This window comes from Streptomyces sp. NPDC039465, from assembly GCF_055639315.1.
The window spans coordinates 129,900-153,089 of the sequence record NZ_JBVKAP010000003.1; the positions used below are offsets into that span (position 1 = coordinate 129,900).

23 protein-coding genes and 2 pseudogenes are annotated in these 23,190 nt (G+C 71.0%); 16 read left to right on the forward strand and 9 right to left on the reverse strand.

Going from position 1 to position 23,190, the window contains the following annotated elements; genetic code table 11:
- The first annotated feature begins 241 nt into the window (after window positions 1–241).
- Both ACZ7LT_RS11095 and ACZ7LT_RS11100 read left to right on the forward strand, forming a co-directional pair.
- Window positions 242–538 carry a DUF4193 domain-containing protein gene (locus ACZ7LT_RS11095; protein ID WP_003955561.1) on the forward strand — a complete coding sequence of 99 codons (297 nt, stop codon included), beginning with the start codon at window positions 242–244 and terminating at the stop codon, window positions 536–538.
- A gap of 12 nt (window positions 539–550) precedes the next feature.
- Window positions 551–1,441, forward strand: a complete 891-nt coding sequence (locus tag ACZ7LT_RS11100; protein WP_471235727.1) for a hypothetical protein — start codon at window positions 551–553, stop codon at window positions 1,439–1,441.
- A 29-nt stretch (window positions 1,442–1,470) separates the two neighbouring features.
- Here ACZ7LT_RS11100 and ACZ7LT_RS11105 read toward each other — a convergent pair whose 3' ends face one another.
- A complete protein-coding gene (locus tag ACZ7LT_RS11105; protein ID WP_471235728.1) occupies window positions 1,471–1,914 on the reverse strand; it encodes a DUF3093 domain-containing protein in 444 nt (147 codons plus the stop codon).
- A 58-nt stretch (window positions 1,915–1,972) separates the two neighbouring features.
- Here ACZ7LT_RS11105 and ACZ7LT_RS11110 point away from each other — a divergent pair, with 58 nt between their 5' ends.
- From ACZ7LT_RS11110 to ACZ7LT_RS11145, 8 genes are all read left to right on the forward strand, one after another.
- Window positions 1,973–2,548: a PaaI family thioesterase gene (locus tag ACZ7LT_RS11110; RefSeq protein ID WP_471235729.1), complete on the forward strand. Its 576-nt coding sequence runs from the start codon at window positions 1,973–1,975 to the stop codon at window positions 2,546–2,548.
- A complete protein-coding gene (dut, locus tag ACZ7LT_RS11115) occupies window positions 2,548–3,060 on the forward strand; it encodes a dUTP diphosphatase (RefSeq protein ID WP_019890020.1) in 513 nt (170 codons plus the stop codon). Before ACZ7LT_RS11110 ends, dut begins: the two co-directional genes overlap by 1 nt.
- Window position 3,061: 1 nt before the next feature.
- Window positions 3,062–3,820 carry a DUF3710 domain-containing protein gene (locus ACZ7LT_RS11120; protein ID WP_471235730.1) on the forward strand — a complete coding sequence of 253 codons (759 nt, stop codon included), beginning with the start codon at window positions 3,062–3,064 and terminating at the stop codon, window positions 3,818–3,820.
- A 149-nt stretch (window positions 3,821–3,969) separates the two neighbouring features.
- Window positions 3,970–4,701 (forward strand): ABC transporter ATP-binding protein, encoded by a 732-nt coding sequence (locus ACZ7LT_RS11125; RefSeq protein ID WP_471235731.1) that lies wholly within the window; start codon window positions 3,970–3,972, stop codon window positions 4,699–4,701.
- Window positions 4,702–4,843: 142 nt separating this feature from the next.
- Window positions 4,844–7,390, forward strand: coding sequence for a DUF4118 domain-containing protein (locus ACZ7LT_RS11130; protein WP_471235732.1), 2,547 nt, complete (start codon window positions 4,844–4,846; stop codon window positions 7,388–7,390).
- Window positions 7,391–7,442: 52 nt separating this feature from the next.
- Window positions 7,443–8,129, forward strand: coding sequence for a response regulator (locus ACZ7LT_RS11135; protein WP_471235733.1), 687 nt, complete (start codon window positions 7,443–7,445; stop codon window positions 8,127–8,129).
- Window positions 8,130–8,238: 109 nt separating this feature from the next.
- On the forward strand, window positions 8,239–8,637 hold the full coding sequence (locus ACZ7LT_RS11140) for an OB-fold nucleic acid binding domain-containing protein (RefSeq protein ID WP_078513428.1): 399 nt from the start codon (window positions 8,239–8,241) through the stop codon (window positions 8,635–8,637).
- Between the two features lie 3 nt (window positions 8,638–8,640).
- Window positions 8,641–9,378, forward strand: a complete 738-nt coding sequence (locus ACZ7LT_RS11145; RefSeq protein ID WP_471235734.1) for a DUF3159 domain-containing protein — start codon at window positions 8,641–8,643, stop codon at window positions 9,376–9,378.
- A 197-nt stretch (window positions 9,379–9,575) separates the two neighbouring features.
- Here ACZ7LT_RS11145 and ACZ7LT_RS11150 read toward each other — a convergent pair whose 3' ends face one another.
- From ACZ7LT_RS11150 to ACZ7LT_RS11160, 3 genes are all read right to left on the reverse strand, one after another.
- The gene (locus tag ACZ7LT_RS11150) at window positions 9,576–10,253 is read right to left on the reverse strand and encodes a potassium channel family protein (protein WP_471235735.1); all 678 of its coding nucleotides are present in this window, start codon (window positions 10,251–10,253) and stop codon (window positions 9,576–9,578) included.
- Window positions 10,253–10,921 (reverse strand): potassium channel family protein, encoded by a 669-nt coding sequence (locus ACZ7LT_RS11155; RefSeq protein WP_028798073.1) that lies wholly within the window; start codon window positions 10,919–10,921, stop codon window positions 10,253–10,255. The genes ACZ7LT_RS11150 and ACZ7LT_RS11155 overlap by 1 nt, the downstream gene beginning before the upstream one ends.
- 309 nt (window positions 10,922–11,230) lie before the next feature.
- The gene (locus tag ACZ7LT_RS11160) at window positions 11,231–12,931 is read right to left on the reverse strand and encodes an IclR family transcriptional regulator domain-containing protein (protein ID WP_471235736.1); all 1,701 of its coding nucleotides are present in this window, start codon (window positions 12,929–12,931) and stop codon (window positions 11,231–11,233) included.
- A 231-nt stretch (window positions 12,932–13,162) separates the two neighbouring features.
- Here ACZ7LT_RS11160 and ACZ7LT_RS11165 point away from each other — a divergent pair, with 231 nt between their 5' ends.
- Complete coding sequence (locus ACZ7LT_RS11165; RefSeq protein ID WP_471235737.1) at window positions 13,163–15,211, forward strand: APC family permease; 2,049 nt, start codon at window positions 13,163–13,165, stop codon at window positions 15,209–15,211.
- 102 nt (window positions 15,212–15,313) lie between these two features.
- The gene (locus ACZ7LT_RS11170; protein WP_471235738.1) at window positions 15,314–16,642 is read left to right on the forward strand and encodes a class I SAM-dependent RNA methyltransferase; all 1,329 of its coding nucleotides are present in this window, start codon (window positions 15,314–15,316) and stop codon (window positions 16,640–16,642) included.
- Window positions 16,643–17,423: 781 nt separating this feature from the next.
- Here the strand turns inward: ACZ7LT_RS11170 and ACZ7LT_RS11175 are convergent.
- Complete coding sequence (locus tag ACZ7LT_RS11175; RefSeq protein ID WP_471235739.1) at window positions 17,424–17,573, reverse strand: hypothetical protein; 150 nt, start codon at window positions 17,571–17,573, stop codon at window positions 17,424–17,426.
- A gap of 802 nt (window positions 17,574–18,375) precedes the next feature.
- Here ACZ7LT_RS11175 and ACZ7LT_RS11180 point away from each other — a divergent pair.
- Window positions 18,376–18,692: pseudogene (locus tag ACZ7LT_RS11180) on the forward strand (L-threonylcarbamoyladenylate synthase); the annotation flags it as partial.
- Window positions 18,693–19,093: 401 nt separating this feature from the next.
- Here the strand turns inward: ACZ7LT_RS11180 and ACZ7LT_RS11185 are convergent.
- Genes ACZ7LT_RS11185 through ACZ7LT_RS11195 form a run of 3 tightly spaced genes read right to left on the reverse strand, consistent with a single transcriptional unit; the run spans window position 19,094 to window position 21,118 of the window.
- The gene (locus ACZ7LT_RS11185; protein ID WP_471235740.1) at window positions 19,094–19,372 is read right to left on the reverse strand and encodes a hypothetical protein; all 279 of its coding nucleotides are present in this window, start codon (window positions 19,370–19,372) and stop codon (window positions 19,094–19,096) included.
- The gene (locus ACZ7LT_RS11190; RefSeq protein WP_471235741.1) at window positions 19,369–20,178 is read right to left on the reverse strand and encodes a YhjD/YihY/BrkB family envelope integrity protein; all 810 of its coding nucleotides are present in this window, start codon (window positions 20,176–20,178) and stop codon (window positions 19,369–19,371) included. The genes ACZ7LT_RS11185 and ACZ7LT_RS11190 overlap by 4 nt, the downstream gene beginning before the upstream one ends.
- Before the next feature lie 25 nt (window positions 20,179–20,203).
- Complete coding sequence (locus ACZ7LT_RS11195; RefSeq protein WP_471235742.1) at window positions 20,204–21,118, reverse strand: DUF1206 domain-containing protein; 915 nt, start codon at window positions 21,116–21,118, stop codon at window positions 20,204–20,206.
- 444 nt (window positions 21,119–21,562) lie between these two features.
- On the opposite strand from ACZ7LT_RS11195, the gene ACZ7LT_RS11200 reads away from it, so the two are divergent.
- From ACZ7LT_RS11200 to ACZ7LT_RS11210, 3 genes are all read left to right on the forward strand, one after another.
- Window positions 21,563–21,730: a hypothetical protein gene (locus ACZ7LT_RS11200; protein WP_471235743.1), complete on the forward strand. Its 168-nt coding sequence runs from the start codon at window positions 21,563–21,565 to the stop codon at window positions 21,728–21,730.
- A 470-nt stretch (window positions 21,731–22,200) separates the two neighbouring features.
- Window positions 22,201–22,557, forward strand: coding sequence for a PRC-barrel domain-containing protein (locus ACZ7LT_RS11205; protein ID WP_471235744.1), 357 nt, complete (start codon window positions 22,201–22,203; stop codon window positions 22,555–22,557).
- Between the two features lie 27 nt (window positions 22,558–22,584).
- A complete protein-coding gene (locus tag ACZ7LT_RS11210) occupies window positions 22,585–22,758 on the forward strand; it encodes a hypothetical protein (RefSeq protein WP_471235745.1) in 174 nt (57 codons plus the stop codon).
- A 309-nt stretch (window positions 22,759–23,067) separates the two neighbouring features.
- On the opposite strand, the pseudogene ACZ7LT_RS11215 reads toward ACZ7LT_RS11210, so the two are convergent.
- Window positions 23,068–23,187 (reverse strand): annotated as a pseudogene (locus ACZ7LT_RS11215) (DNA-binding protein); the annotation flags it as partial.
- Between the last annotated feature and the right edge of the window lie 3 nt (window positions 23,188–23,190).

Sequence of the window (23,190 nt, forward strand, 5' to 3'; positions counted from 1 at the left end):
GTTTCCGGGGGTCCGGATCACGGGAAGTACACGGGGTGACGCCCGTGAAGTGCGGCAACGGACCGTGTACGGTCCCGTTCGCCACCCAAACTCGATCACTCTTGAGGGGTCCGGTTGGGTGTCGATTGAGTAACAGACCTTGATGTGAGGCAAAATCTCCGCCTCGGGTCGGGCACAAGTCCGGCCTCTCACGCGTTACGTGCGCTGGAGACACCGCAACCACCCAGAGGGGGAGAGCGACATGGCAACGGATTACGACACCCCACGCAAGACCGACGACGACGTCGACTCGGACAGCCTTGAAGAGCTGAAGGCCCGCCGGAACGACAAGTCCACCTCCACGGTGGACGTCGACGAGTTCGAGGCCGCAGAGGGCCTGGAGCTGCCCGGCGCGGACCTTTCCAACGAGGAACTGGCCGTACGGGTCCTGCCGAAGCAGGCCGACGAGTTCACCTGCATGAGCTGCTTCCTGGTGCACCACCGCAGCCAGCTGGCCCGGGAGAAGAACGGTCAGCCGATCTGCCGCGACTGCGACTAGGTCCGGCAGGCCGTGGCAGGCGACAACCCGTTCAGGAAGCGGCGTTTCCGGCTCCCCAGGACGCCGGAGACGCACCAGGGCGGTCCGGACCCGGCGCAGGGTGCCCACCAGGCCCCTGACGCCGAGGACTCCGCCCTCCTGCCCTCCCCCGGCGTACGTGACGACGAGCGAGGCCTACCGGCCTCGCTCGAAGCCGCGGGTGAGCCCGGCCGGTCCACCAAACTGGCCGCAGTCCGGCGCGGCCTGCGCAAGAGCGGCGAGCGCGCCCGGGCAGGTGTCGCGTATCTCGCCGACCGCATCATCGAGAGCACCCCGCGGATCCCGGTCCGGGACCTGGCGACCCTGCGCGCCCAGTTCCCCGGCCTCGGCCCCGAGCAGCTCGCCGACAAGCTGGTCGCCGGCGCCGCCAACGCCACCTCCACGGTCGGCGCGGGCATCGGCGCGGCCGCCATGCTCCCCGTACCGCCGGCGATGCCGGCCGAGCTCGCCGCGGAGATCACCGGCGTGGCCGCGATCGAGTTGAAGCTGATCGCCGAGCTCCACGAGGTCTACGGCATGCGGCCCCCCGGCACGCTCACCCAGCGGTCGACCGCCTATCTGACCTCCTGGACGGAGGAGCGCGGCATCGACCTCACCCGACCCACCACGATCAACGCCGCCCTCGGCGGACAGTTCAAGCGCCAGCTGCGCCAGCAGATCACGAAGCGCATGGTCCGCAACCTGCCCAACCTGATGCCGTTCATGGTCGGAGCGGCCGTCGGCGCCGTCATGAACCGGCGCGACACCAAGGCACTGGCCGAGCGCATCCGCAAGGACCTGCGCAGCCGCCAGATCCCCTGGGAGGCGCTGACCGAGCTGCCCCCGCTGGAGCAGCCCGAGAACCCCAAGCAGATCGGCTTCTAGGTCTCCCCGTCCGGGGCCCCCAGGGCTTCCTAGGCCTTCACGGCCTCCAGGGCCTCCACCAGACCCTTCGGGTCCCGCGTCGACAGATAGACGTACGGCGTCGGATCGGCCGGGTCCGTGATCTCGACCCTTACCGCCGTCGGCACATAGCTGCGCATCAGCATGAAGGCCCGCGGATCCGCCTTGTGCGTCCGCCAGGCCCGGGCCTCTTCGGCGTCCAGCTCGTGCGCCGCACCGAGCGCCGAGACCGGGATCCGGGCCTCGCCCGCGACCAGCGAGCCCGCCACGACCCGGATGCGGGCGGAGCCGTACGAACTGACCGCAGCCGCCGCCAGCGCAGCCGCGCCGATCAGCCCGCCGAGCATCGGCACCGTCCCCAGCGGCAGCAGGATCAGGCCGCCCGAGATCCCCACCGCGAACGCGATCAGCCACCAGGAACCGGGAACGGTCAGCCGCTCTTCGTAAGACTGCATGGATCCAAGCTTGGCACGGCGCGACCTGCGGACTGTCCCGCGGGTAAGGTCTGCGCCTGTGAGTACTGCTCTGACGCCCCCCTCCGACGCCATACGGCCGGTACGGCACCCCGACGCGCCCGCCCCCGGCGAGCTCCTCGGCGCGCACTACGCGCACTGCTTCGGCTGCGGCGGGGGCCAGCCGCACGGACTGCACCTGGCGGCGCGGGCCGGCGAGGGCGTGACCGTCACGGCCGAGTTCACGGTGACCCCGGACCACCAGGGCGCGCCCGGTCTCGCCCACGGCGGCGTGCTGGCCACGGCGCTCGACGAGACGCTCGGCTCGCTCAACTGGCTGCTGCGGGTCATCGCGGTGACCGGCCGGCTGGAGACCGACTTCGCCCGCCCGGTGCCCGTGGGAACGGTGCTGCACCTGGAGGCCGAGGTCACCGCGGTGGCGGGGCGCAAGATCTACTCCACGGCGACCGGGCGGATCGGCGGGCCCGACGGCCCCGTCGCGGTCCGCGCGGACGCCCTCTTCATCGAGGTCAAGGTCGATCACTTCATCGACAACGGACGCCCGGAGGAGATCCAGGCGGCCATGGCCGACCCCGACCAGGTCCGGCGCGCCCGCGCCTTCGAGGTGAACCCCTGATGCGTACCCCTGTCGATGTACTGATCCGCCGCGTGGACCCGGAGGTGCCGCTGCCCGCCTACGGCCACCCCGGCGACGCGGGCGCCGATCTGGTGACCACCGAGGCCGCCGAGCTGGCCCCCGGCGAGCGCGCCGTGCTGCCCACCGGGGTGTCGATCGCGCTGCCCGACGGCTACGCGGCCTTCGTGCACCCGCGCTCCGGTCTCGCCGCCCGCTGCGGCGTCGCCCTCGTGAATGCCCCGGGGACGGTGGATGCCGGGTACCGTGGAGAGATCAAGGTGATCGTGGTCAATCTGGACCCGCGCGAGAGTGTGCGGTTCGAACGGTTCGACCGGATTGCCCAACTGGTTGTCCAGCAGGTCGAGAAGGTGCGCTTCCACGAGGTGGCGGAGCTTCCCGGCTCGGCGCGGGCCGAGGGGGGCTTCGGGTCCACCGGCGGTCATGCCGCCGTGGACGGCTCTACGGGTGGGAATCGATACGCTTCGGTCGTATCCGACCGGGAAGGACAGTGACGTGTTCGGACGTCGCAAGAAGAGCGGTGCCGCTGAGGACGCAGCGGGCGAGGCCGAGCAGGTCGTCGACGAGACCGGCACCGACGCGGCGGACCAGCCGCGCCGGGTGAACCTTCCGCCGGCGCCCCGGCCCGACGGTCCCTGGGACATCTCCGAGGTCACCAGGCCCGAAGAAGGCCGCGTGGACCTGGGCGGCATGTTCGTGCCCGGCGTCGAAGGCATGGAGCTGCGGGTCGAGGTCGCCGGCGACGCGATCGTCGCCGCGACGGTCGTGCTGCGCGACAGCGCCGTACAGCTCCAGGCGTTCGCGGCGCCGAAGAAGGAAGGTATCTGGGGCGAGGTCCGCGAGGAGATCGCCTCCGGCATCACCCAGCAGGGCGGCATCATTGACGAGGTCGAGGGTCCGCTGGGCTGGGAGCTGCGTGCCCAGGTCCCGGTGCAGCTGCCCGACGGCACCGGAGGCGTACAGCTGGTCCGCTTCGTCGGCGTCGACGGACCGCGCTGGTTCCTGCGCGGTGTCATCTCCGGCCAGGGCGCGGTCCAGCCGGAGGCCGCCGGTCTCCTGGAGCAGATCGTCCGGGACACCGTCGTGGTCCGCGGCGAGGGTCCGATGGCCCCGCGCGACCCGATCGTCCTGAAGCTGCCCAACGACGCCCAGATGGTCCCCGAGGGCGTCCAGCAGGAGGAGCAGGAAGGCTCGCGCTTCTCCGGAGGCATGGGCCAGCTCCAGCGCGGCCCGGAGATCACCGAGGTCCGCTGACCCGGCCGTCGCCGCATTCGGTCCGACGGGCCGCACTCCCGCACGGGGTGCGGCCCGTCGGCGTTTTACACAGGGCTGTCCCGCCGGGCGTACGTGACGGATACTGGCGCGGCACAAGATCGACGACGGACTGGCGACGGGGGATCTGAATGAGCCGGAGCAGCAGCACCCAGCCCGGGGCGGCCCTCGTCGAGCCACTCTCCGAGGGCCCCATGGTGAAGGTCGCCGACGTGCGCCGCTCGTACGGTACGGGTCCCGGCGCCGTCCACGCCCTGCGCGGGGTTTCCTTCGAGATCGCCCGCGGTGAGCTCGTCGCCCTCAAGGGCCGCTCCGGCTCGGGCAAGACGACCCTGCTCAATCTGGTCGGCGGACTCGACGCACCGGACCAGGGCACCATCACCGTCGACGGCACCGACCTCGCGGGCCTCGGCGAGAACGGGCTGCTCGCACTGCGCCGCGACCGCGTCGGCTTCATCTTCCAGTCGTTCGGGCTGATCCCGATCCTGACCGCGGCCGAGAACGTCGGCGTGCCGATGCGGCTGCGCAAGACGGATCCGCGCGAGCGCGAGGAGCGCGTCGCGCTGCTCCTCGCCATGGTCGGCCTCGCCGACCACGCCGCGCAGCGGCCCGGCGAGCTCTCCGGCGGCCAGCAGCAGCGGGTGGCGATCGCCCGCGCCCTGGCCAACCGGCCCGCCCTGCTGATCGCCGACGAGCCGACCGGCCAGCTGGACGCGGAGACCGGTCTCGCCGTGATGGAGCTGCTGCGCGCGGTGGTGCGCGGGGAGGGCGTCACGGCACTGGTCGCCACCCATGACGCCCAGCTTCTCGGCCTCGCCGACCGCGTCCTCGAGCTGAGCGACGGCGAGATCATCGAGAACTAGAGCGAGATCAGCCAGCACCGGATCGAGCACCGGATCGAGCACTGGTCCCGGGGGACGGGGCTCATCAGAATCCCGTCAAGACAGCCCTGGACCCCGAACCCACGTACGGAATGTCCTTTTCGCTGGACGTAAGGTCGTGCCCATGGGACGCGGCAAGCTACGGATCTACCTCGGCGCGGCACCGGGCGTCGGCAAGACGTACGCGATGCTCTCCGAGGCACACCGTCGAGTCGAGCGCGGCACCGACTGCGTCGTCGCCTTCGTCGAGCACCACGGCCGACCGCGTACCAAAGTGATGCTGCACGGCCTGGAGACGGTCCCGCGCCGGGCGATCGAGTACCGCGACACCGCCTTCACCGAGATGGACGTCGACGCCGTCCTCGCCCGCGACCCCGCCGTCGCCCTGGTGGACGAGCTCGCCCACACCAACGTCCCCGGCTCCCGCAACGCCAAGCGCTGGCAGGACGTCGAGGAGCTGCTCGCCGCCGGCATCGACGTCGTATCGACCGTCAACATCCAGCATCTGGAGTCACTCGGAGACGTCGTCGAGTCCATCACCGGCGTCCGGCAGCGCGAGACCGTCCCCGACGAGATCGTCCGCCGCGCCGACCAGATCGAGCTGGTCGACATGTCGCCCCAGGCGCTGCGCCGCCGGATGGCCCACGGCAACATCTACACACCGGACCGGATCGACGCGTCCCTCTCCAACTACTTCCGGCCGGGCAACCTCACCGCCCTGCGGGAGCTGGCCCTGCTGTGGACCGCCGACCGGGTCGACGAATACCTCCAGCAGTACCGCGGCGAGCACAACATCCGCTCCACCTGGCAGGCCCGCGAACGGATCGTCGTCGGTCTCACCGGCGGCCCCGAGGGCCGCACCCTCATACGGCGCGCGGCCCGTCTCGCCGAGAAGGGCGCCGGAGGTGAGGTCCTCGCCGTCTACGTCGCCCGCAGCGACGGCCTGACCGCCGCCTCCCCGAAGGAGCTCGCCGTTCAGCGCACCCTGGTCGAGGACCTCGGCGGCTCCTTCCACCACGTCATCGGCGACGACATCCCCTCCGCGCTGCTCGAATTCGCGCGCGGCGTCAACGCCACCCAGATCGTCCTCGGCTCCTCGCGCCGCAAGAGCTGGCAGTACGTCCTCGGCCCCGGCGTCGGCCAGACCGTCGCCCGCGAGTCGGGGCCCGACCTCGACGTCCACATCGTCACCCACGACGAGGCCGCCAAGGGGCGGGGACTGCCGGTCGCCCGGGGAACCCGGCTCGGCCGGCCCCGGGTCATCTGGGGCTGGTTCGTCGGCGTCGTCGGCCCGGCGCTGCTCACGCTGCTGCTCACCCATGTCGACGCCGACCTCGGCCTCGCCAACGACATGCTGCTGTTCCTGTCGTTCACCGTGGCCTCCGCGCTGCTCGGCGGGCTCCTGCCGTCGCTGGCCTCCGCCGCCTTCGGCTCGCTGCTGCTCAACTACTACTTCGCGCCGCCGCTGCACCAGTTCACGGTCTCCGACCCCCGGAACATCGTCGCGATCTCCGTCTTCTTCGGCGTCGCGATGTCCGTCGCCTCGGTCGTCGACCTGGCCGCCCGCCGCACCCACCAGGCCGCCCGGCTGCGCGCCGAGTCGGAGATCCTCTCCTTCCTCGCGGGCAGCGTGCTGCGCGGCGAAACAAGCCTGGACGCCCTGCTCGAACGGGTCCGCGAGACGTTCTCCATGGAGTCCGTCGCCCTGCTGGAGCGGGCGAGCGACGTCGACCCCTGGACGTGTGTGGCCGGTGTCGGGCCCGGGCAGGCCACCCGCCCCGAGGACGCCGACGTCGACATGCCGGTCGGGGACCGGCTCGCCCTCGCCCTCTCCGGCCGGGTGCTGCCCGCCGAGGACCGGCGCGTGCTGGGCGCCTTCGCGGCCCAGGCCGCCGTCGTCCTCGACCGCCGACGGCTGGTCGACGAGGCCGAGGAGGCCCGCAAGCTGGCCGAGGGCAACCAGATCCGTACGTCCCTGCTGGCCGCCGTCAGCCATGACCTCCGTACACCGCTCGCGGGCATCAAGGCCGCCGTCTCCTCGCTGCGCTCCGACGACGTGGAGTGGTCCGACGAGGACCGGGCCGAGCTGCTGGAAGGGATCGAGAGCGGCGCCGACCGCCTCGACCTGCTCGTCGGCAATCTCCTCGACATGTCCCGGCTCCGGACCGGCACGGTCACCCCGCTCATCCGCGCCGTCGACCTCGACGAGGTCGTCCCCCTGGCGCTCGGCGGAGTCCCCGACGGCAGCGCCGAACTGGACATCCCCGAGACACTGCCGATGGTCGAGGTGGACAAGGGCCTGCTGGAGCGGGCCGTCGCCAACATCGTCGAGAACGCCGTCAAGTACAGCCCCGAGCCCGTCCCGGTCGTGGTCGCGGCCAGCGCGCTGGGCGACCGCGTCGAGCTGCGGGTCGTCGACCGCGGCCCCGGCGTCCCCGACGAGAGCAAGGAAGGCATCTTCGAGCCCTTCCAGCGCTACGGGGACGCCCCGCGCGGCGCCGGAGTCGGCCTCGGACTCGCCGTCGCCCGCGGCTTCGTCGAGGCGATGGGCGGCACCATCACCGCCGAGGACACCCCCGGCGGCGGTCTCACCATGGTCCTCACCCTCCGCGTGGCCTCCGGCCACGCCCCGCCGGCCTCCGCCGCTCTCCCCGCCCAGGTCACGTCATGACCTCCAGCCGGCTCATGACCCCTCCGCCCCGACAGAAAGCAGGTCCGCAACCATGACCCGGGTTCTCGTGGTCGACGACGAGCCGCAGATCGTACGCGCCCTCGTGATCAACCTGAAGGCACGTAAGTACGAGGTGGACGCCGCGGCCGACGGCGCCACCGCCCTCAAGCTCGCCGCCGAGCGCCACCCCGACGTCGTCGTCCTCGACCTGGGCCTGCCCGACATGGACGGCGTCGAGGTGATCAAGGGCCTGCGCGGCTGGACCCGCGTCCCGATCCTCGTCCTGTCCGCCCGCCACACCTCCGACGAGAAGGTCGAGGCCCTCGACGCGGGGGCCGACGACTACGTCACCAAGCCCTTCGGCATGGACGAGCTGCTGGCCAGGCTGCGGGCCGCCGTACGCCGCGCCGAGCCCGTCGGCGGCGGCGAGGACGGGGTGGTCGTGGTCGAGACGGACGGGTTCACCGTCGACCTGGCCGCCAAGAAGGTCCACCGCGACGGCCGTGACGTCCGCCTCACCCCCACCGAGTGGCACCTGCTCGAGGTGCTCGTACGCAACAGCGGCCGCCTCGTCAGCCAGAAGCAGCTCCTCCAGGAGGTGTGGGGCCCCTCCTACGGCACCGAGACCAACTACCTGCGCGTCTACATGGCCCAGCTGCGGCGCAAGCTGGAGGTCGACCCTTCGCACCCGAAGCACTTCGTCACCGAACCCGGGATGGGCTACCGCTTCGAACACTGAGTCCCCTCGGCCCCGCGACCGAGCCCCCTCGGCCCGTGCGGTGAACGGCGTCCGAGGCCCGGTCACACGGCACGGATCCCATGGCAGAGGGGCCCGGTACGCTTTCTGTATGAGTGCTGCACCGCGTACAGAGAAGCCGGCCGGGCGCTTCCGCCGGATGCTCGACCGCCTGTCGTCCTCCCAGGAGGACCTGGAGTCCGAAGAGCTCCAGGAAGACGCGCAGGCGTCGGGGTGCACCCCGATCTCCGACTGCAACGACCGCCAGATAGTGAAGGTGACTGGTACCTTGCGCACGGTCACCCTGCGTCCCCGTGCCGGTGTGCCGGCGCTGGAGGCGGAGCTGTTCGACGGCACGGCCCCCCTCGATGTGGTGTGGCTGGGCAGGCGGTCCATCGCGGGCATAGAACCGGGCCGTAAGCTCATCGCCTCCGGCCGTATCTCCCTGAGCCACGGCCGCCGGGTCCTCTTCAACCCCAAATACGAGCTCCGACCCCTCGGACAGGAGTAGCCGGTGACGTCACTCGACAAGCCGACCACCGAGCACGACACCCAGCAGCCGGACCACGACACGAAGGCGGTCACCGAGGCCGCCCTCTTCGAGGCCTTCGGCGGGCTGCGCGGCATGGTGGAGACGGTCCTCCCCGGCCTGCTCTTCGTGACGATCTATACGATCAACAAGGACCTGCACATCTCGGCCATCGCGGCCCTGGCGGTCTCCCTGCTCCTCGTCGCCGTCCGGCTGATCCGCCGCGACACCGTCAAGCACGCCTTCAGCGGGGTCTTCGGCGTCGCCTTCGGTGTGGTCTTCGCGATGATGACCGGCAACGCCAAGGACTTCTACCTGCCGGGCATGCTCTACACCCTCGGGCTCGCAGTCGCCTACATCGCCACCACCCTGGCGGGAGTCCCGCTGATCGGTCTGCTCCTCGGTCCGGTCTTCAAGGAGAACCTCTCCTGGCGCACCCGTAACCCCGGCCGCAAGAAGGCCTACGCCAAGGCGAGCTGGGCGTGGGGCCTGATCCTCCTCGGCAAGTGCGCGATCCTCTTCCCGCTCTACTGGTGGGCCGACACCACCCAGCTCGGCTGGGTCCTGGTCGCCCTGAAGATCCCGCCGTTCCTGCTGGCGGTCTATCTGACGTGGGTCTTCCTGGCGAAGGCCCCGCCGCCGATCGACGTCTTTGCCGAGATGGAGGCGGAGGAGCGGGCCGAGAAGGAGCGCAACGCCGCGGCGCGGCAGCGCGAGGCGTAGCCCGACCCTCGTCCTCTCCGACGGCGCCGTACGCCGTAGGGACGCCCGTACGCCGTACCGGACGCAACGGGGCCCGGAACCGTTTCAGGTTCCGGGCCCCGCGTTCGTATGTATGGCCGGCGCCGTACGGCCCGGTCCGACGAGGAAGGGCCCGGCGCCGTCCCCGGCTCCGGGCCCCGCGCCGTACCAGGAAGAGGTCAGCTCGTCGCGTCCTCGCGACGCACCGACAGCAGGTCCTCCAGCTGTTCCTCACGCGCCTGCGCCGCCACGAACAGCAGCTCGTCGCCCGCCTCCAGCGTCTCCTCGGCACTCGGCGTCAGCACCCGCGAACCGCGGATGATCGTCACCAGCGAGGTGTCCTGCGGCCACTCCACCGCGCCGACCTGGGTGCCCGCGATCGCCGACTCCGGCGGCAGCGTCAGCTCGACCAGGTTCGCGTCGCCGTGGCTGAAGCGCAGCAGCCGGACCAGGTCGCCGACGCTCACCGCCTCCTCGACCAGCGCCGACATCAGGCGCGGCGTCGAGACGGCGACATCGACGCCCCAGGCCTCGTTGAACAGCCACTCGTTCTTGGGGTTGTTCACCCGGGCGACCACCCGCGGCACCCCGTACTCGGTCTTGGCGAGTAGCGACACGACCAGATTGACCTTGTCGTCACCGGTCGCCGCGATGACCACGTTGCAGCGCTGCAACGCGGCCTCGTCCAGCGAGGTGATCTCACAGGCGTCGGCGAGCAGCCACTCCGCCTGCGGCACCCGCTCCACCGAGATGGCGGTCGGCGCCTTGTCGATCAGGAGCACCTCGTGCCCGTTCTCCAGGAGCTCGCCCGCGATGGAACGGCCCACCGCACCCGCGCCCGCAATCGCGACCCGCATCAGTGACCGCCCTCCTCGGGGCCCTCGGCGAAGGCCGCCTCGACCTTCTCGATCTCGTCCGTACGCATCATCACGTGGACGAGGTCGCCCTCCTGCAGCACCGTCTGGGACGTCGGGAGCATCGCCTCACCCAGCCGGGTGAGGAAGGCGACCCGCACCCCGGTCTCGTCCTGCAGCTTGCTGACCTTGTGCCCGATCCAGGCGGGGGAGGTGTGCACCTCCGCGAGCTGCACGCCGCCGCTCGGGTCGCGCCACAGCGGCTCGGCGCCGGACGGCAGCAGCCGGCGCAGCATCTGGTCGGCGGTCCAGCGGACCGTCGCGACCGTGGGGATGCCCAGCCGCTGGTAGACCTCGGCGCGCCGCGGGTCGTAGATCCGGGCGGCGACGTTCTCGATGCCGAACATCTCGCGCGCCACCCGGGCCGCGATGATGTTGGAGTTGTCGCCGCTGCTCACGGCGGCGAAGGCGCCGGCGTCCTCGATGCCCGCCTCACGCAGGGTGTCCTGGTCGAAACCGACACCCGTCACGCGGCGTCCGCCGAAGCCGGAGCCCAGACGGCGGAAAGCCGTCGGGTCCTGGTCGATGACGGCGACGGTGTGGCCTTGCTGCTCCAGGGTCTGCGCCAGAGCGGCTCCCACTCGGCCGCAGCCCATGATGACGATATGCACCTGAACCTACCCCGCGCTCCTGGTCGCCCCGCTGACCTGCGAAAACACCCTGCTCACTCTTCTCTCTCAGCCTGCGCCCGGCCGCATGGGCAATCCTGAAGGCAACAGTGTGCGGTGTTGCCCGGACACGAGCTTAAGCCGCGAAGGGGCCGTTGCCCTCATCCGTAGGGATGGCCGGAGCGGCCTGGCCGGTTCCTCACTTGCGTCTCACGGAGTGTTCACCGCACGCTCACCGGGCCGGCCGGGCCATCCGGGCGAACCGTCACATGCCGACACGAGTGAACCGTCGCCGGCCGACCCGGGTGAGCCTCACCGGCCGACGCGGGTGAACCGGCCGGCGATGTGCAGATCGGCCTCGATCCGGGCGGCCGTGGCCCGCAGCTCGGGCAGGACCTCGGAGACACACTCCTCGATCCCGCGGCGGGTGCTGTGCATCGCCACGTTCAGCGCCGCCACGACCTTGCCCCCGAGGTCCCGTACCGGCACGGCGATCGACCGCAGGCCCTCCTCCAGCTCCTCGTCCACGAGCGCGTACCCCTCCCGCCGCACCCGCTCCAGGACGGTCGCGAGCTCCGCCGCCGCGGTGACGGTGTGCGGGGTCAGCGGCGTCCGCTCGGTACGGGCGAGGTACCGGGCCCCCTCGCCGGCCGGGAGATCGGCGAGGATCACCCGTCCCATGGAGGTGGCGTACGCGGGGAAGCGGGTGCCCACGGCGATGTCGGCGCTCATGATCCTGCCCGTGGCGACCCGGGCCGTGTACTGGATGTCGTCGCCGACGAGCACCGCGAGGGAGGACGAGTCGCGTACCCGGCTGGTGAGCGCCGCCAGATGGGGCGCGGCGATCTGCTCCAGCGTGGTGCGCGACAGCGGGGCGAAGCCGAGCGACAGGACGCGGGGGGTGAGGCGGAAGCTGCGCTCGTACGAGCTGATGAGCCCGAGGTGCTCAAGGGTGATCAGGGCGCGCCGGGCCGTCGCCCTGGCCAGGCCGGTGGCCTCGGCGACAGCGCTGAGGGTGAGCTCGTCGCGGCCCTCGCCGAACGCGGTCAGCACGGTCAGCCCGCGCGCCAGCGACTCGATGAACTCCCGGCCCAGCTCCTGCTTGGAGGCGGCCGTCCAGGCGGCGAGAGCGGTGGGCCGGTCCCGGTCGGCAGGCGGACCGGCCTGCCGCAGCCGGCTCTCCATGGCCCGGGCGGCCTGGTGCAGCCGGGGCAGGGCCGCTGTGCGCAGGGAGGTGGCGCTGTGCCGGCTGGTGTGGCTGACCACGCTCACCGCGCAGACGGTACGCCCGGCCGCGTCGCGTACCGGGACGGCGAGGGCGATCAGGCCGGGCTCGATGAGCTGGTCGTCGACGGCCCAGCCGTGCCGGGCCGCGTAGGCGGCGCAGCGGCGGAAGTCCGTACCCCGGCGGGGGCCGGCGCGCGGCGGTACGGCGGGAAAGCCGCTGTCGTCCGGGTCGGCAGCGATCCGCCGCTCCCAGCGCTCCCACTGCTCTGGGGGCCAGTCGGCGGCGAACAGGGCGCCGGGCGCGGTCCGCTCGGCGGGCAGCAGATCGCCGATGCGGAAGCTCAGCGACATGGCGCGGGGGCGGGTCGCCTGCTGGACGAAGCGAATGCCGTCCCCGTCGGGCACCGCGAGGGAGACCGACTCGTCCAGCTCCTCGGCGAGGGCGTCGGCGAGCCCGCCGAGGAGCCCGGGGAGCCGGATCGACGCCAGATAGGCGTTGCCGAGCTCCATGAGCCGGGGGGCGAGGGTGGCGTCACGGCCGTCGAGCCGGAGGTAGCCCATCCGGGAGAGGGTGCCGGTCACCCGGTCGACCGTGGAGCGGGCGAGGCCGGTGGCCCGTTCGAGGTCGCCGAGGCTGAGGGTGCCGCCGGCGTCGGTAAGGCGGCGCAGCACACCGATGCCGCGCATGAGCGGGGTGACCGCCTCGGCGGGCGCGTCCGTCGAGGCCGTCGTCGATGCCTTTGTCGGTGCCTTCGACGGTGCCTTCGTTGGTCCGGGCGGGGGCATGGGCTCTCCGGGGAGGGAGGACAGCGGCGGGTGGCGGCGCCGTCCGTAGCCTACAGCGCGGTGAAGGAAGCTTCACATCACGAACGATCGGTAGGTGGGGCGCTCCATGCCGATGCGGCCCGGCCCGCCTGCCGCGGGCGGACGACGGCCAGGGATCCATCGACGGGAGATTCGGTGATGATGGGGGTGGTGCGTCAGCGCCGGACATATGAACGGCTTACGATCCTCTGCGTGTCCAAACTGACCGACGTGCCCAAACGGATCCTCATCGGACGGGCTCTGCGCAGCGACCGGCTGGGAGAAACCCTCCTCCCCAAGCGCATCGCGCTCCCCGTCTTCGCCTCGGACCCGCTCTCCTCGGTGGCGTACGCGCCCGGCGAGGTGCTGCTGGTCCTCTCCATCGCGGGTGTGTCGGCGTACCACTTCAGTCCCTGGATCGCGGCCGCCGTCGTGGTCCTGATGTTCACGGTCGTGGCGTCGTACCGGCAGAACGTGCACGCGTACCCCAGCGGCGGCGGCGACTACGAGGTCGCCAACACCAACCTCGGCCCGAAGGCCGGACTCACCGTCGCCAGCGCCCTGCTCGTCGACTACGTCCTGACCGTCGCCGTCTCCATCTCCTCCGGAGTCGAGAACCTCGGCTCGGCCATCCCCTTCGTCGTCGAGCACAAGGTCATGTGCGCCATCGGCATCATCGTGCTGCTGACGCTGATGAACCTGCGCGGCGTCAAGGAGTCGGGCAAGCTCTTCGCCATCCCGACCTACGTCTTCGTCGCAGGCGTCTTCATCATGATCGCCTGGGGCGCGTTCAAGGGCATCGTCCTCGACGAGACCATGAAGGCCCCCACCGCCGACTTCGAGATCAAGCCCGAGCACGAGGGCCTGGCCGGCTTCGCGCTGCTCTTCCTCCTGCTGCGCGCCTTCTCCTCCGGCTGTGCGGCGCTCACCGGCGTCGAGGCCATCAGCAACGGCGTCCCCGCCTTCCGCAAGCCCAAGTCCAAGAACGCGGCGACGACCCTGCTCCTCATGGGCGGCCTGGCCGTCACGATGTTCTGCGGCATCATCGGCCTGGCCATGGCCACCGACGTGAAGATGGCCGAGAAGCCCGGCCAGGACCTGCTGCTGAACGGCGTCCCGGTCGGCGGCGACTACGTCCAGCACCCGGTGATCTCCCAGGTCGCGGCCGCCGTCTTCGGCGACGGGACGTTCCTCTTCGTCGTCCTCGCCGCGGCCACCGCGCTCGTCCTCTTCCTCGCGGCCAACACCGCGTACAACGGCTTCCCGCTGCTCGGCTCGATCCTCGCCCAGGACCGCTACCTGCCCCGGCAGCTGCACACCCGCGGTGACCGGCTCGCCTTCTCCAACGGCATCGTGCTGCTCGCCGGTGCCGCGATCCTCCTGGTCTGGCTGTACGAAGCCGACTCCACCAAGCTGATCCAGCTGTACATCGTCGGTGTCTTCGTCTCCTTCACGCTGAGCCAGACCGGCATGGTCCGGCACTGGAACCGCCACCTGAGGACCGAGACCGACCCGGCCAGGCGCCGCCACATGATCCGCTCCCGGGCGATCAACACCTTCGGCGCCTTCTTCACCGGCCTCGTCCTGGTCGTCGTGCTGGTCACCAAGTTCACCCACGGGGCCTGGGTCGCGCTGCTCGGCATGGTCATCTTCTACGTGACGATGAGCGCGATCCGCCGCCACTACGACCGGGTCGCCGAAGAGATCGCCGCCCCCGACGAGCCCAGCGACGACACCGTCCGCCCGTCCCGCGTCCACTCCATCGTCCTGGTCTCCAAGGTCCACCGGCCGACCCTGCGGGCCGTCGCGTACGCCAAGCTGATGCGCTCCGACAAGCTGGAGGCGCTCAGCATCAACGTGGACCCGGCCGAGACCAAGGCGCTCAAGGCGGAGTGGGAGCGGCGCGGCATCAACGTCCCGCTGAAGATCCTCGACTCGCCCTACCGCGAGATCACCCGGCCGATCATCGACTACGTGAAGAACCTGCGCCGGGAGAGCCCGCGCGACGCGGTCAGCGTGATCATCCCGGAGTACGTGGTCGGCCACTGGTACGAGCATCTGCTCCACAACCAGAGCGCCCTGCGCCTCAAGGGGCGCCTGCTGTTCACCCCGGGCGTCATGGTCACCTCGGTGCCGTACCAGCTCCAGTCCTCCGAGCTCGCGAAGAAGCGGGCCAGGAAGCGCCAGGAGTGGAACGCGCCCGGCTCGGTCCGCCGCGGCCCGGTGAACGAGCGCCCCAAGGAGCCGACGGCGAAGAGCTGAGGCCTCCGGGGCTCTGCGGAGCACGTAGACTGGTGGGCTGCTGTTTCACCTTGCCTCACCTCACCACCTCACCTCTCTCGATCTCTCTGGAGCCACCCCGTCATGCAGAACGCGTCTGAGTCTTCGCTGATCGGGGAGGAGTACGAGGTCGAGGTCGGCCCCGTGGCCCACGGCGGCCACTGCATCGCCCGCACGGAGGAGGGGCGCGTGCTGTTCGTACGGCACGCGCTGCCCGGCGAGAAGGTCGTGGCCCGGGTCACCGAGGGCGAGGAGACCTCCCGTTTCCTGCGCGCCGACGCGGTGACCGTACTGGAGGCGTCCAAGGACCGGGTGGCGGCGCCCTGCCCCTTCGCCGGCCCGGGCAAGTGCGGCGGCTGCGACTGGCAGCACGCCAAGCCCGGCGCCCAGCGCCGGCTCAAGGGCGAGGTCATTGCCGAGCAGCTCCAGCGCCTGGCGGGCCTCACCCCGGAGGAGGCCGGCTGGGACGGCACGGTCATGCCGGCCGAGGGCGACAAGCTGCCCGCCGGTGAGGTGCCGGCGTGGCGGACGCGAGTCCAGTACGCCGTCGACGCCGAGGGCCACGCGGGCCTGCGCCGTCACCGCTCGCACGAGGTCGAGCCGATCGACCACTGCATGATCGCCGCGCCCGGCGTCTCCGAGCTCGGCATCGAGAAGCGCACCTGGCCGGGCATGGCGTCGATCGAGGCCATCGCGGCCTCCGGCTCCGGCGACCGCCAGGTCATCCTCACCCCGCGCCCCGGCGCGCGGCTCCCGATCGTCGAGCTCGACAAGCCGGTCTCGGTGCTGCGCGTGGAGGAGAAGGACGGGGGCGTGCACCGCGTCCACGGCCGCCCCTTCGTCCGCGAACGCGCCGACGACCGCACGTACCGCGTGGGCAACGGTGGCTTCTGGCAGGTCCACCCCCAGGCCGCCCAGACCCTGGTCCGCGCGGTCATGCAGGGCCTGCTGCCCCGCAAGGGCGACACGGCCCTCGACCTCTACTGCGGCGTCGGCCTCTTCGCGGGCGCCCTCGCGGACCGGGTCGGCGACGCGGGCGCGGTCCTCGGCATCGAATCCGGCAAGCGCGCCGTCGAGGACGCCCGCCACAACCTCCAGCACTTCGACCGCGTCCGCATCGAACAGGGCAAGGTGGAATCGGTCCTCCCGCGGACCCGCATCACCGAGGTCGACCTGATCGTCCTGGACCCACCCCGCGCGGGCGCCGGCAAGCAGACGGTCCACCACCTCGCAACCCTGGGCGCCCGCCGCATCGCCTACGTCGCCTGCGACCCGGCGGCCCTGGCGAGGGACCTGGCGTACTTCCGCGAGGCGGGCTACAAGCCGCGGACGCTGCGGGCGTTCGACCTGTTCCCGATGACGCATCATGTGGAGTGCGTGGCGATTCTGGAGCCGGTGAAGAAGGACGCCTGACCTGCCGTTTTGTGCGTGCGCCATATGTGCGGTGTGGGCGTTACGGGCGATATCTTGACGCTGAAATGACGCTCGTGACGCTCAAATGACGCTGGTTCTGATGGATCGTCAGGTCGATTTTCGTGCAGGTGGCGGTGGGTGGAGCGCTGCCTGCACAGGGATCTGCTTTACCGTCTCTTGGTGTGAATTCGGGGGCCGTTGGCAGCGTCGGGGCTCAGTCGGAACGGGGTCCGTTCAGCCGAGCGGTGTGTCAGGGCCCGTAGGGGCTCCAGCCGCCGAGGAAGGGCTTCAAGTCTTCGGCCCGTGGTTCGGGAATCTCGGGCAGCCTGGGCGGTGTGTTCAGTGGGTCGAGCTCCACGGTGGCTGCTGCCCAGCTGATCCATGCTTCGGCTTCGGTCCTGGTTTTCCCTGGAGGCATGGCCTTGACTCGCGTGCGTACGGCGCCCACGTACTCGGTCAGGCGGGTGGCGTGGCGCCATGCCGCTTCCTGCGCCTCGAGGTGCCTGACGCGGTACGCCTCGGCGTTCCGGATTCGGGCTTCTTCCATGGCGTCTTCCCAGCGGATGCGCTTCTGGCGTGCCGCTTCGATCTCGTCCAGGTGTCTGCGTTCGGCGGCTTCGCCGCGGAGAGTGACCTCTTGGGCGATCTCGGCGAGCTGGTCTTCGAGCGGGCGTGTGGAGGTGTCGGCCCGGGCCGGGACAGGGACGGGTTCGAGGCTGGCAAGGCGCCAGGCGGGGATGTCGACGAGCTTGATCTCGTAACCGCCACGGCACCAGCCCCCCTACAGCTCCTTCGTCTTCGGGATCCTTCCGGACCTGCGTGCGGCGGCGACGCGGGACGGCCACTTCTCCAAGTCCGGACCGCTGCCACTCTTGACGATCCTGCCGCCCGCCTCCGCGAGCTCTTGCAGCAGCTGTTCCGTGAACGTCACGCGAGGCTGTGATGGAGGGTTTGGCTTCCGCCCGGCGGCCGGGGTCTCCTGCGCTCGGGTGGACTGGGGTCGTGGAGCGGCGGCCTTGTTCTTCAGCGGGCGCGATCCGCGGGGAGGGTACGTGCCGTGCGCCAGGTAGTGCTGGCCTGCACTCGTCAGGGCGACGCTCCACCGCCCGGCCTTCCGGGAGACCGTGACCAGGCCCCGGTTCTGCAGTGCCTGACAGGTGGTCTTGTAGGAGCTGGACTCCCAGACGCCGGCAGGGCACCCGGCCCCCACCCACTGCAGCACCGCAAGCTGACGTTCGTTGACCTGCCGCTCCAATGGCCTCCCTTCGACGGGTGGTTGACGTTCGACGAACGGATGCTGTCAGCCTTGGCAGTCGACGACGGGCGCTTTGCGACGGGATTCGCTCGAAGGGCAGGTGTGACGTACGACGTGAGTGGCCCCTCGTCCGCCGACAGCCTCAGGGGCCGCATCCCGCAGGATGTCTTCCCAGTGGTTCGGCGAGGCCGCGTGGTGTTGCAGCGATGCCGACGTGGTCATCGGGCCAGAGGGCTTCCGTGCCACCCCCATCCGTTGGGTGGCGCCGGCCGGGCGCGCCTCATGGTCGGCCCGGCGGACGTGGACGATGAGAACCGCATTGATCCCGGTCGCGGCGGCCCGCGCCGCCGTGGATGACGGGCTGTCGACGAACGGATTCGTCCGCGACGTGGTCGAACGCGTCACGCCGAGCATCCTGGCCGCTCGAGCCGCGGGCCTGACCGACGACAGCGACATCATCGACGAGCACATACGCTCCTGGGACCTCGGCGAGACGGGGGCACGGTGGCGGTGAGGATGCCCGACCATCCCCTCGCGCTCGAACTGCTGGGCGCGGCCGGCCCGATGGCCGTCTCCAGCGCGAACCTCACCGACCAGCCCTCGCCGCAGGACTGTGACGCGGCCCTCCGCATGCTGGGGGACTCCGTGTCGGTGTACCTCGACGGTGGACGTACCTCCGGGCCGGTGTCGTTCTCGATCGTCGACCTGACCGGCCGTACCCCGGCCCTTGTACGGGAGGGCGTGTTGTCCGCAGGGAAGCTCGGAAGAGTCGTACCGGGTCTGGCCGTGTCCTGAGCGGGTCCGGCCGTCGCTCGGACGCCCAGCGTTCCCCGGTCCCGGCCGCCCACCGTGTGCGGCCGGGACGGGGGACGTGACGGGTGAGCCGGGCCGCTTCTCCCGCCGGCTTTGGCTCCCACGGCGATGGCGAGGGCGGTGGCCTTGGATGTAGTCGAGGACATCTCTGTAGACGGGGAACCCGGCAGCAGGGGGTCGAGGCGGCTGGGACGTGCGGGAGCGGGAGAACTCCGTGCGGCGCGAGGCGACCTGTTCCGGAAGGTCCGTGATCGTCCCGGCCGGTCGGCGCCCGGCCACGCCGCATGGCCGCCGGTGTGGCGCTGCCCGGCGTGGTGTCGGCATTGGTATCTGCTTGAGGCATGACGTACCTCGTAGACGAGCTCGATCCCTTGCGGCAGTGGCTACTGGTCGGCCGGGGATCGGGACTTGGTCTTGTCCTGGGCCGGTTCGATCTTTTCGATCTCGAAGCCGGTCATGCCGTACAGCACGCTCAGCGCGGGACCGGGGTAGTCGAAGATCGCCTGCGGCGCGTACGAGGGGGGCGGCGGGCCGGGATGGCTCCCGTGAACGCGCCGCAGAAGTTCCCTTGCGCGAGCGGTGAGGTCACCGTTCCGCGGATCGTCCGCAACTGCCGGAAGCGCGCAGCAGGGCTGTCCGTCCGGCTGCGGGACGGCCCTCATCCTCGGCGTTTCAGGGCATGTGCCACGCGGGGGAGCTGCTCGTGGAGGAGACGGCCGGCCAGCGCGCCGCCGAAGAAGACGACGCCGACCCCGACCAGCCAGGACTGGATGACCAGGACGGTTCCGATCGGGCCGTACGTGACGGCGCTGGATGCGATCAGCGGTGAGAAGACGAGCCGGGAGAAGACCCGGAGGCCGAGCAGCCCGGCCATGGTGGTCACCGCACCGGGCAGCAGGGCGGGCCAGGGGACCCGGCCGCCGAGCAGCATCCGCTGGGACCACCAGAAGAACAGGACGCCGGCCAGCACCGTGATCAACCCGCGGGCCGGGGCCGTGCGCCACAGCGGCGTGACCGCGGACAGGAAGAGGATTCCGATCAGGACGGCGAGCCACACCACATGCCGCCACCGAGCCCACCAGCGGGCCGGGGGCAGATCCCAGACCTTCTCGTAGCCGCTCTGCACCGTCGCGCCGAACGACACCCCGAACACGGCTAGAACCGCGAGGCCGAACGCCGTTGTCGTCCGCAGCGTCTGGCCCGGCAGAGCGAACAACCGCTCGATGTCCTCCCTGGCGGCCTCCGATACGCCGAGGCCGTCCCCCAGCCACTGCGCGAACCCCCGCCCGCTCGCCGGATCCGCCGCGGACACGACGATCAGCAGCGGCACCAGGGTCAGGAAACCGAGCGCCGCGAAGCCCAGCGAACGCTGCCACAGGTCGAGATCGACGACCCGCCCCCACCAGCGCCCGGCCCGCACACGGCGGATCACGCGGCGCAGCCGCCCGAACAGAGACGAACCGCTCACGGCGGCGCCGGACGAGCTTCCCCTTCTAGGGCGCACTGGGGCGTGTCCCCGAGCCCGCAGCCCCGGCCGGCCGCTCCGCCGGCTCCCCGTGCTCAGCGGCCTCGCGCCAGCGGGCCTCGCAGAACGAGTAGAGGCCGAACAGCACGAGGCCCACCGCGGCGGCTATGAGCAGTACGGGTCCGGCGGGGGTTTCGGCGAACGAACGCAGCGTTTCGTCCAGGCCCTTGGCCTCGCTGGGGTCGAACCGTACCGCGGCCAGCAGGACGAACAGGCCGGTCACCGCCGCGACCACTCCGCACGCCATGCTGCCGACGACGCCCAGGACCGCGACGACCCGCCGTGTCGCCGGGCTCATCTCGTCCGTCCGGAGATTCTTCTCGAACTTCCGCATCAGGCCGCGCACCAGTATCACCACGCCGACGATGACCAGGACGGCTCCGAACGCGCCGACGAGTACCCGCCCGCCCGGCCAGTCAAGCACGCGCGCGGTGTACTCCTTCGATGTCTCGTCGCCGGGGCGGGTACCGGGGGAACCGCCGGCCAGCGCCGTCTGCACCACGCCGACACAGATCACGGCGTAGAACACCGCCAGCCCCAAAGAACCCAGGCGACGAGTCCACTTCTCCCCGCCTGCCACCGTCTGCCCGAACGCGGCCTCGGACAGCCGCCACAGGGCCATCGCCGCGAGCCCCACCACCAGCGCCCACAGCAGCACCCGGCCGAACGGCTGCTCGCCGAGGGTCTGCACCGCGCCCGACCGGTCGGCCTCCTCGCCGCTGTCACCGCCGAGACCGATCCGCACGGCCAGGATCCCCACCAGCACGTAGATCACTCCCCGGGCGCAGAGCCCGACCCTGGAGGCGACCTCCACCGCGCGGCTGTCGGCCACACGCTTCCCCTTGGACTTGGGCTCTGCGGCACCGCCCTTGCTGATGTCCATACCTGACACCTCCGTGTGCCGGATCACACCGAACAGCCCGCCCGGGGCCAAGACGGCGCCGTGGTCGCTCGAAGCCGTGCCTGGCCTCGCCGCGCGTCTTCGGTGTTGCCCCTGGCCTGGACATCGCGGCCTCCGACCTGCAGGCGCGCAGGCCACTCGGCCGACGCTCGGTGGGCCACCCTCGTCAGTCGTGGGCATCGTGGCCGCGGCGAGGGGTACGTCGAGCGCCGATGAAGAAGCCTCAGCCCGAGCAGGGCGACGGAAAGGTCTGTTCTCTCCCCACGGTAGGACTGTCCCGCCCGGAAGGCACCACCCAAGGGCGGACCTACCCTGGAAGCAGGGGACCCGCATGCCCCTCCGACGATGGGAGTGCGTGCGCCACAGCCGTCACATCCGTCGTGCCGTGCCTCCGGCGCGCGCACCCGCGAACCGAGGCATCACACCATGCTCCTCTTCTATGCCCTGTTGATGGTCGCGATCGTGCTGATCGTCGTCGGCGCGACCGTCGACGGCACGATGTACCTGCTGTCCGCCGGCGTACTGCTCCTCATCGCCGACGTGCTCTACCTCGGCGTGCGCTCTGTGGCCCGCCGCCGTCGCACAGCCCACTGACGCGCTGGTCACCCGCCCCGTACCGAACGTGTGCAGCCCCTGGTGTCACCGCGCTGCAGGAGTCTCAGGAGGGCGCCGGATGGGGAGGCGGGTCTTGTGTCCTCTCCCGGGCGGCGGGGATGACGGGGCACCCAGGAGCGCGGTGAGGATCGGTCCGATCACCGCGACCAGCGTGAAGAGGACCGCGGTGATCGCGGCGACCGCGACGCTCCGTGCGTGCGGCCACGCGGGGGGTCTTTCAGTGCGCGCGTGGAACCTCGAGCGTCCTCCTGGGATAAGAGGACTGTTGGGGCCCCGCTCCGCCTGCCGGCCCGCGGGCCCCAACACCTGCAGCACCATCACCCCAGCACCATCGCGACCGGCCGCGGGGGATGCAGAGACGCATCTCCAGGCTGGCGCGGGCCGGCTCGGCGAGGCAGGCTGAGAAATGCACGAGCTCGGGCGCACCACCGTGCGAAGGGAAACCCGGGATGATCCGAACCGCAGACATCCGTGAGTGGCGGACCCACGACGTCATCGACGCGGGCGGCCACAAGATCGGCACGCTGGAAGCCGTATACGTGGACACCAGCACCGACGAGCCGGCCATGGCAACCGTCCAGGTCGGCCTGCCCACCCGCCACCACCTGGTCTTCGTCCCACTGAACGGCGCGACCGTGGGGCCCGGGTACGTCAAGGTCGACTACGACAAGTCGCTGGTGAAGAAGTGCCCCGCGATCGGCACGGACGATGTCCTGCCCGCCGAGGACGAGGCCGCGGTCTTCGCGCACTACGGCCTGCCCTACCAGCCCGGCGCGAACAGCGAGCGGCAGCTCGCCCGCCGCTGACCCACCCACCGAGGAGGTGCCCACGTCATGACGCTCTTCCTGATACTCGTCATCGCCGCGATCGTGCTGGGCATCATCGGCGCCGTCGCCGAAGGACTGCTCTACCTCCTTATCATCGGCATCGTCGTGTTCGTCGCGGCCCTGGTGTATCTGGGGATGCATCTACGGCGCTCCGGCCGCCACAGCCGCACGCTCCGCTGAGAAGCGGAGCCGCGAGCCGGGGCCACGTGGAGGCGGCAGCACCGCTTGCCCGAGCGGCGACTGGTCCCCCTCTGTCCGCGGAGGGAGAGAGACAAGACCGAGTGCTCAGCACCCATGACCGTGCCAGCGAGCCCCAGGTCGGACACGCTCCGTGATTGACCGCGCGGCGCAGTAACGGTTCTCTGCGTTGGCCGAAGGCTTGGGCAGCGAGGGCGTGCGCCTGTTTCGCGGGGGCGACCCCCACCGTCACAGACCCAGGCGGAGGTGCCGGGAAACAGGCGGCGCAAGAGCCCGGTTTGGTGTCGCAAGTCAGATCTTCTCTGCGGTCACGCGTGGATGGTCGGTGGTGAGCATGGTGATGTCCTCGACGTCGGACGTCAGGATCGTGACGCGGCCCGGCTGGGCGAGGGCGGTGGCGCAGAGCATGGCGCC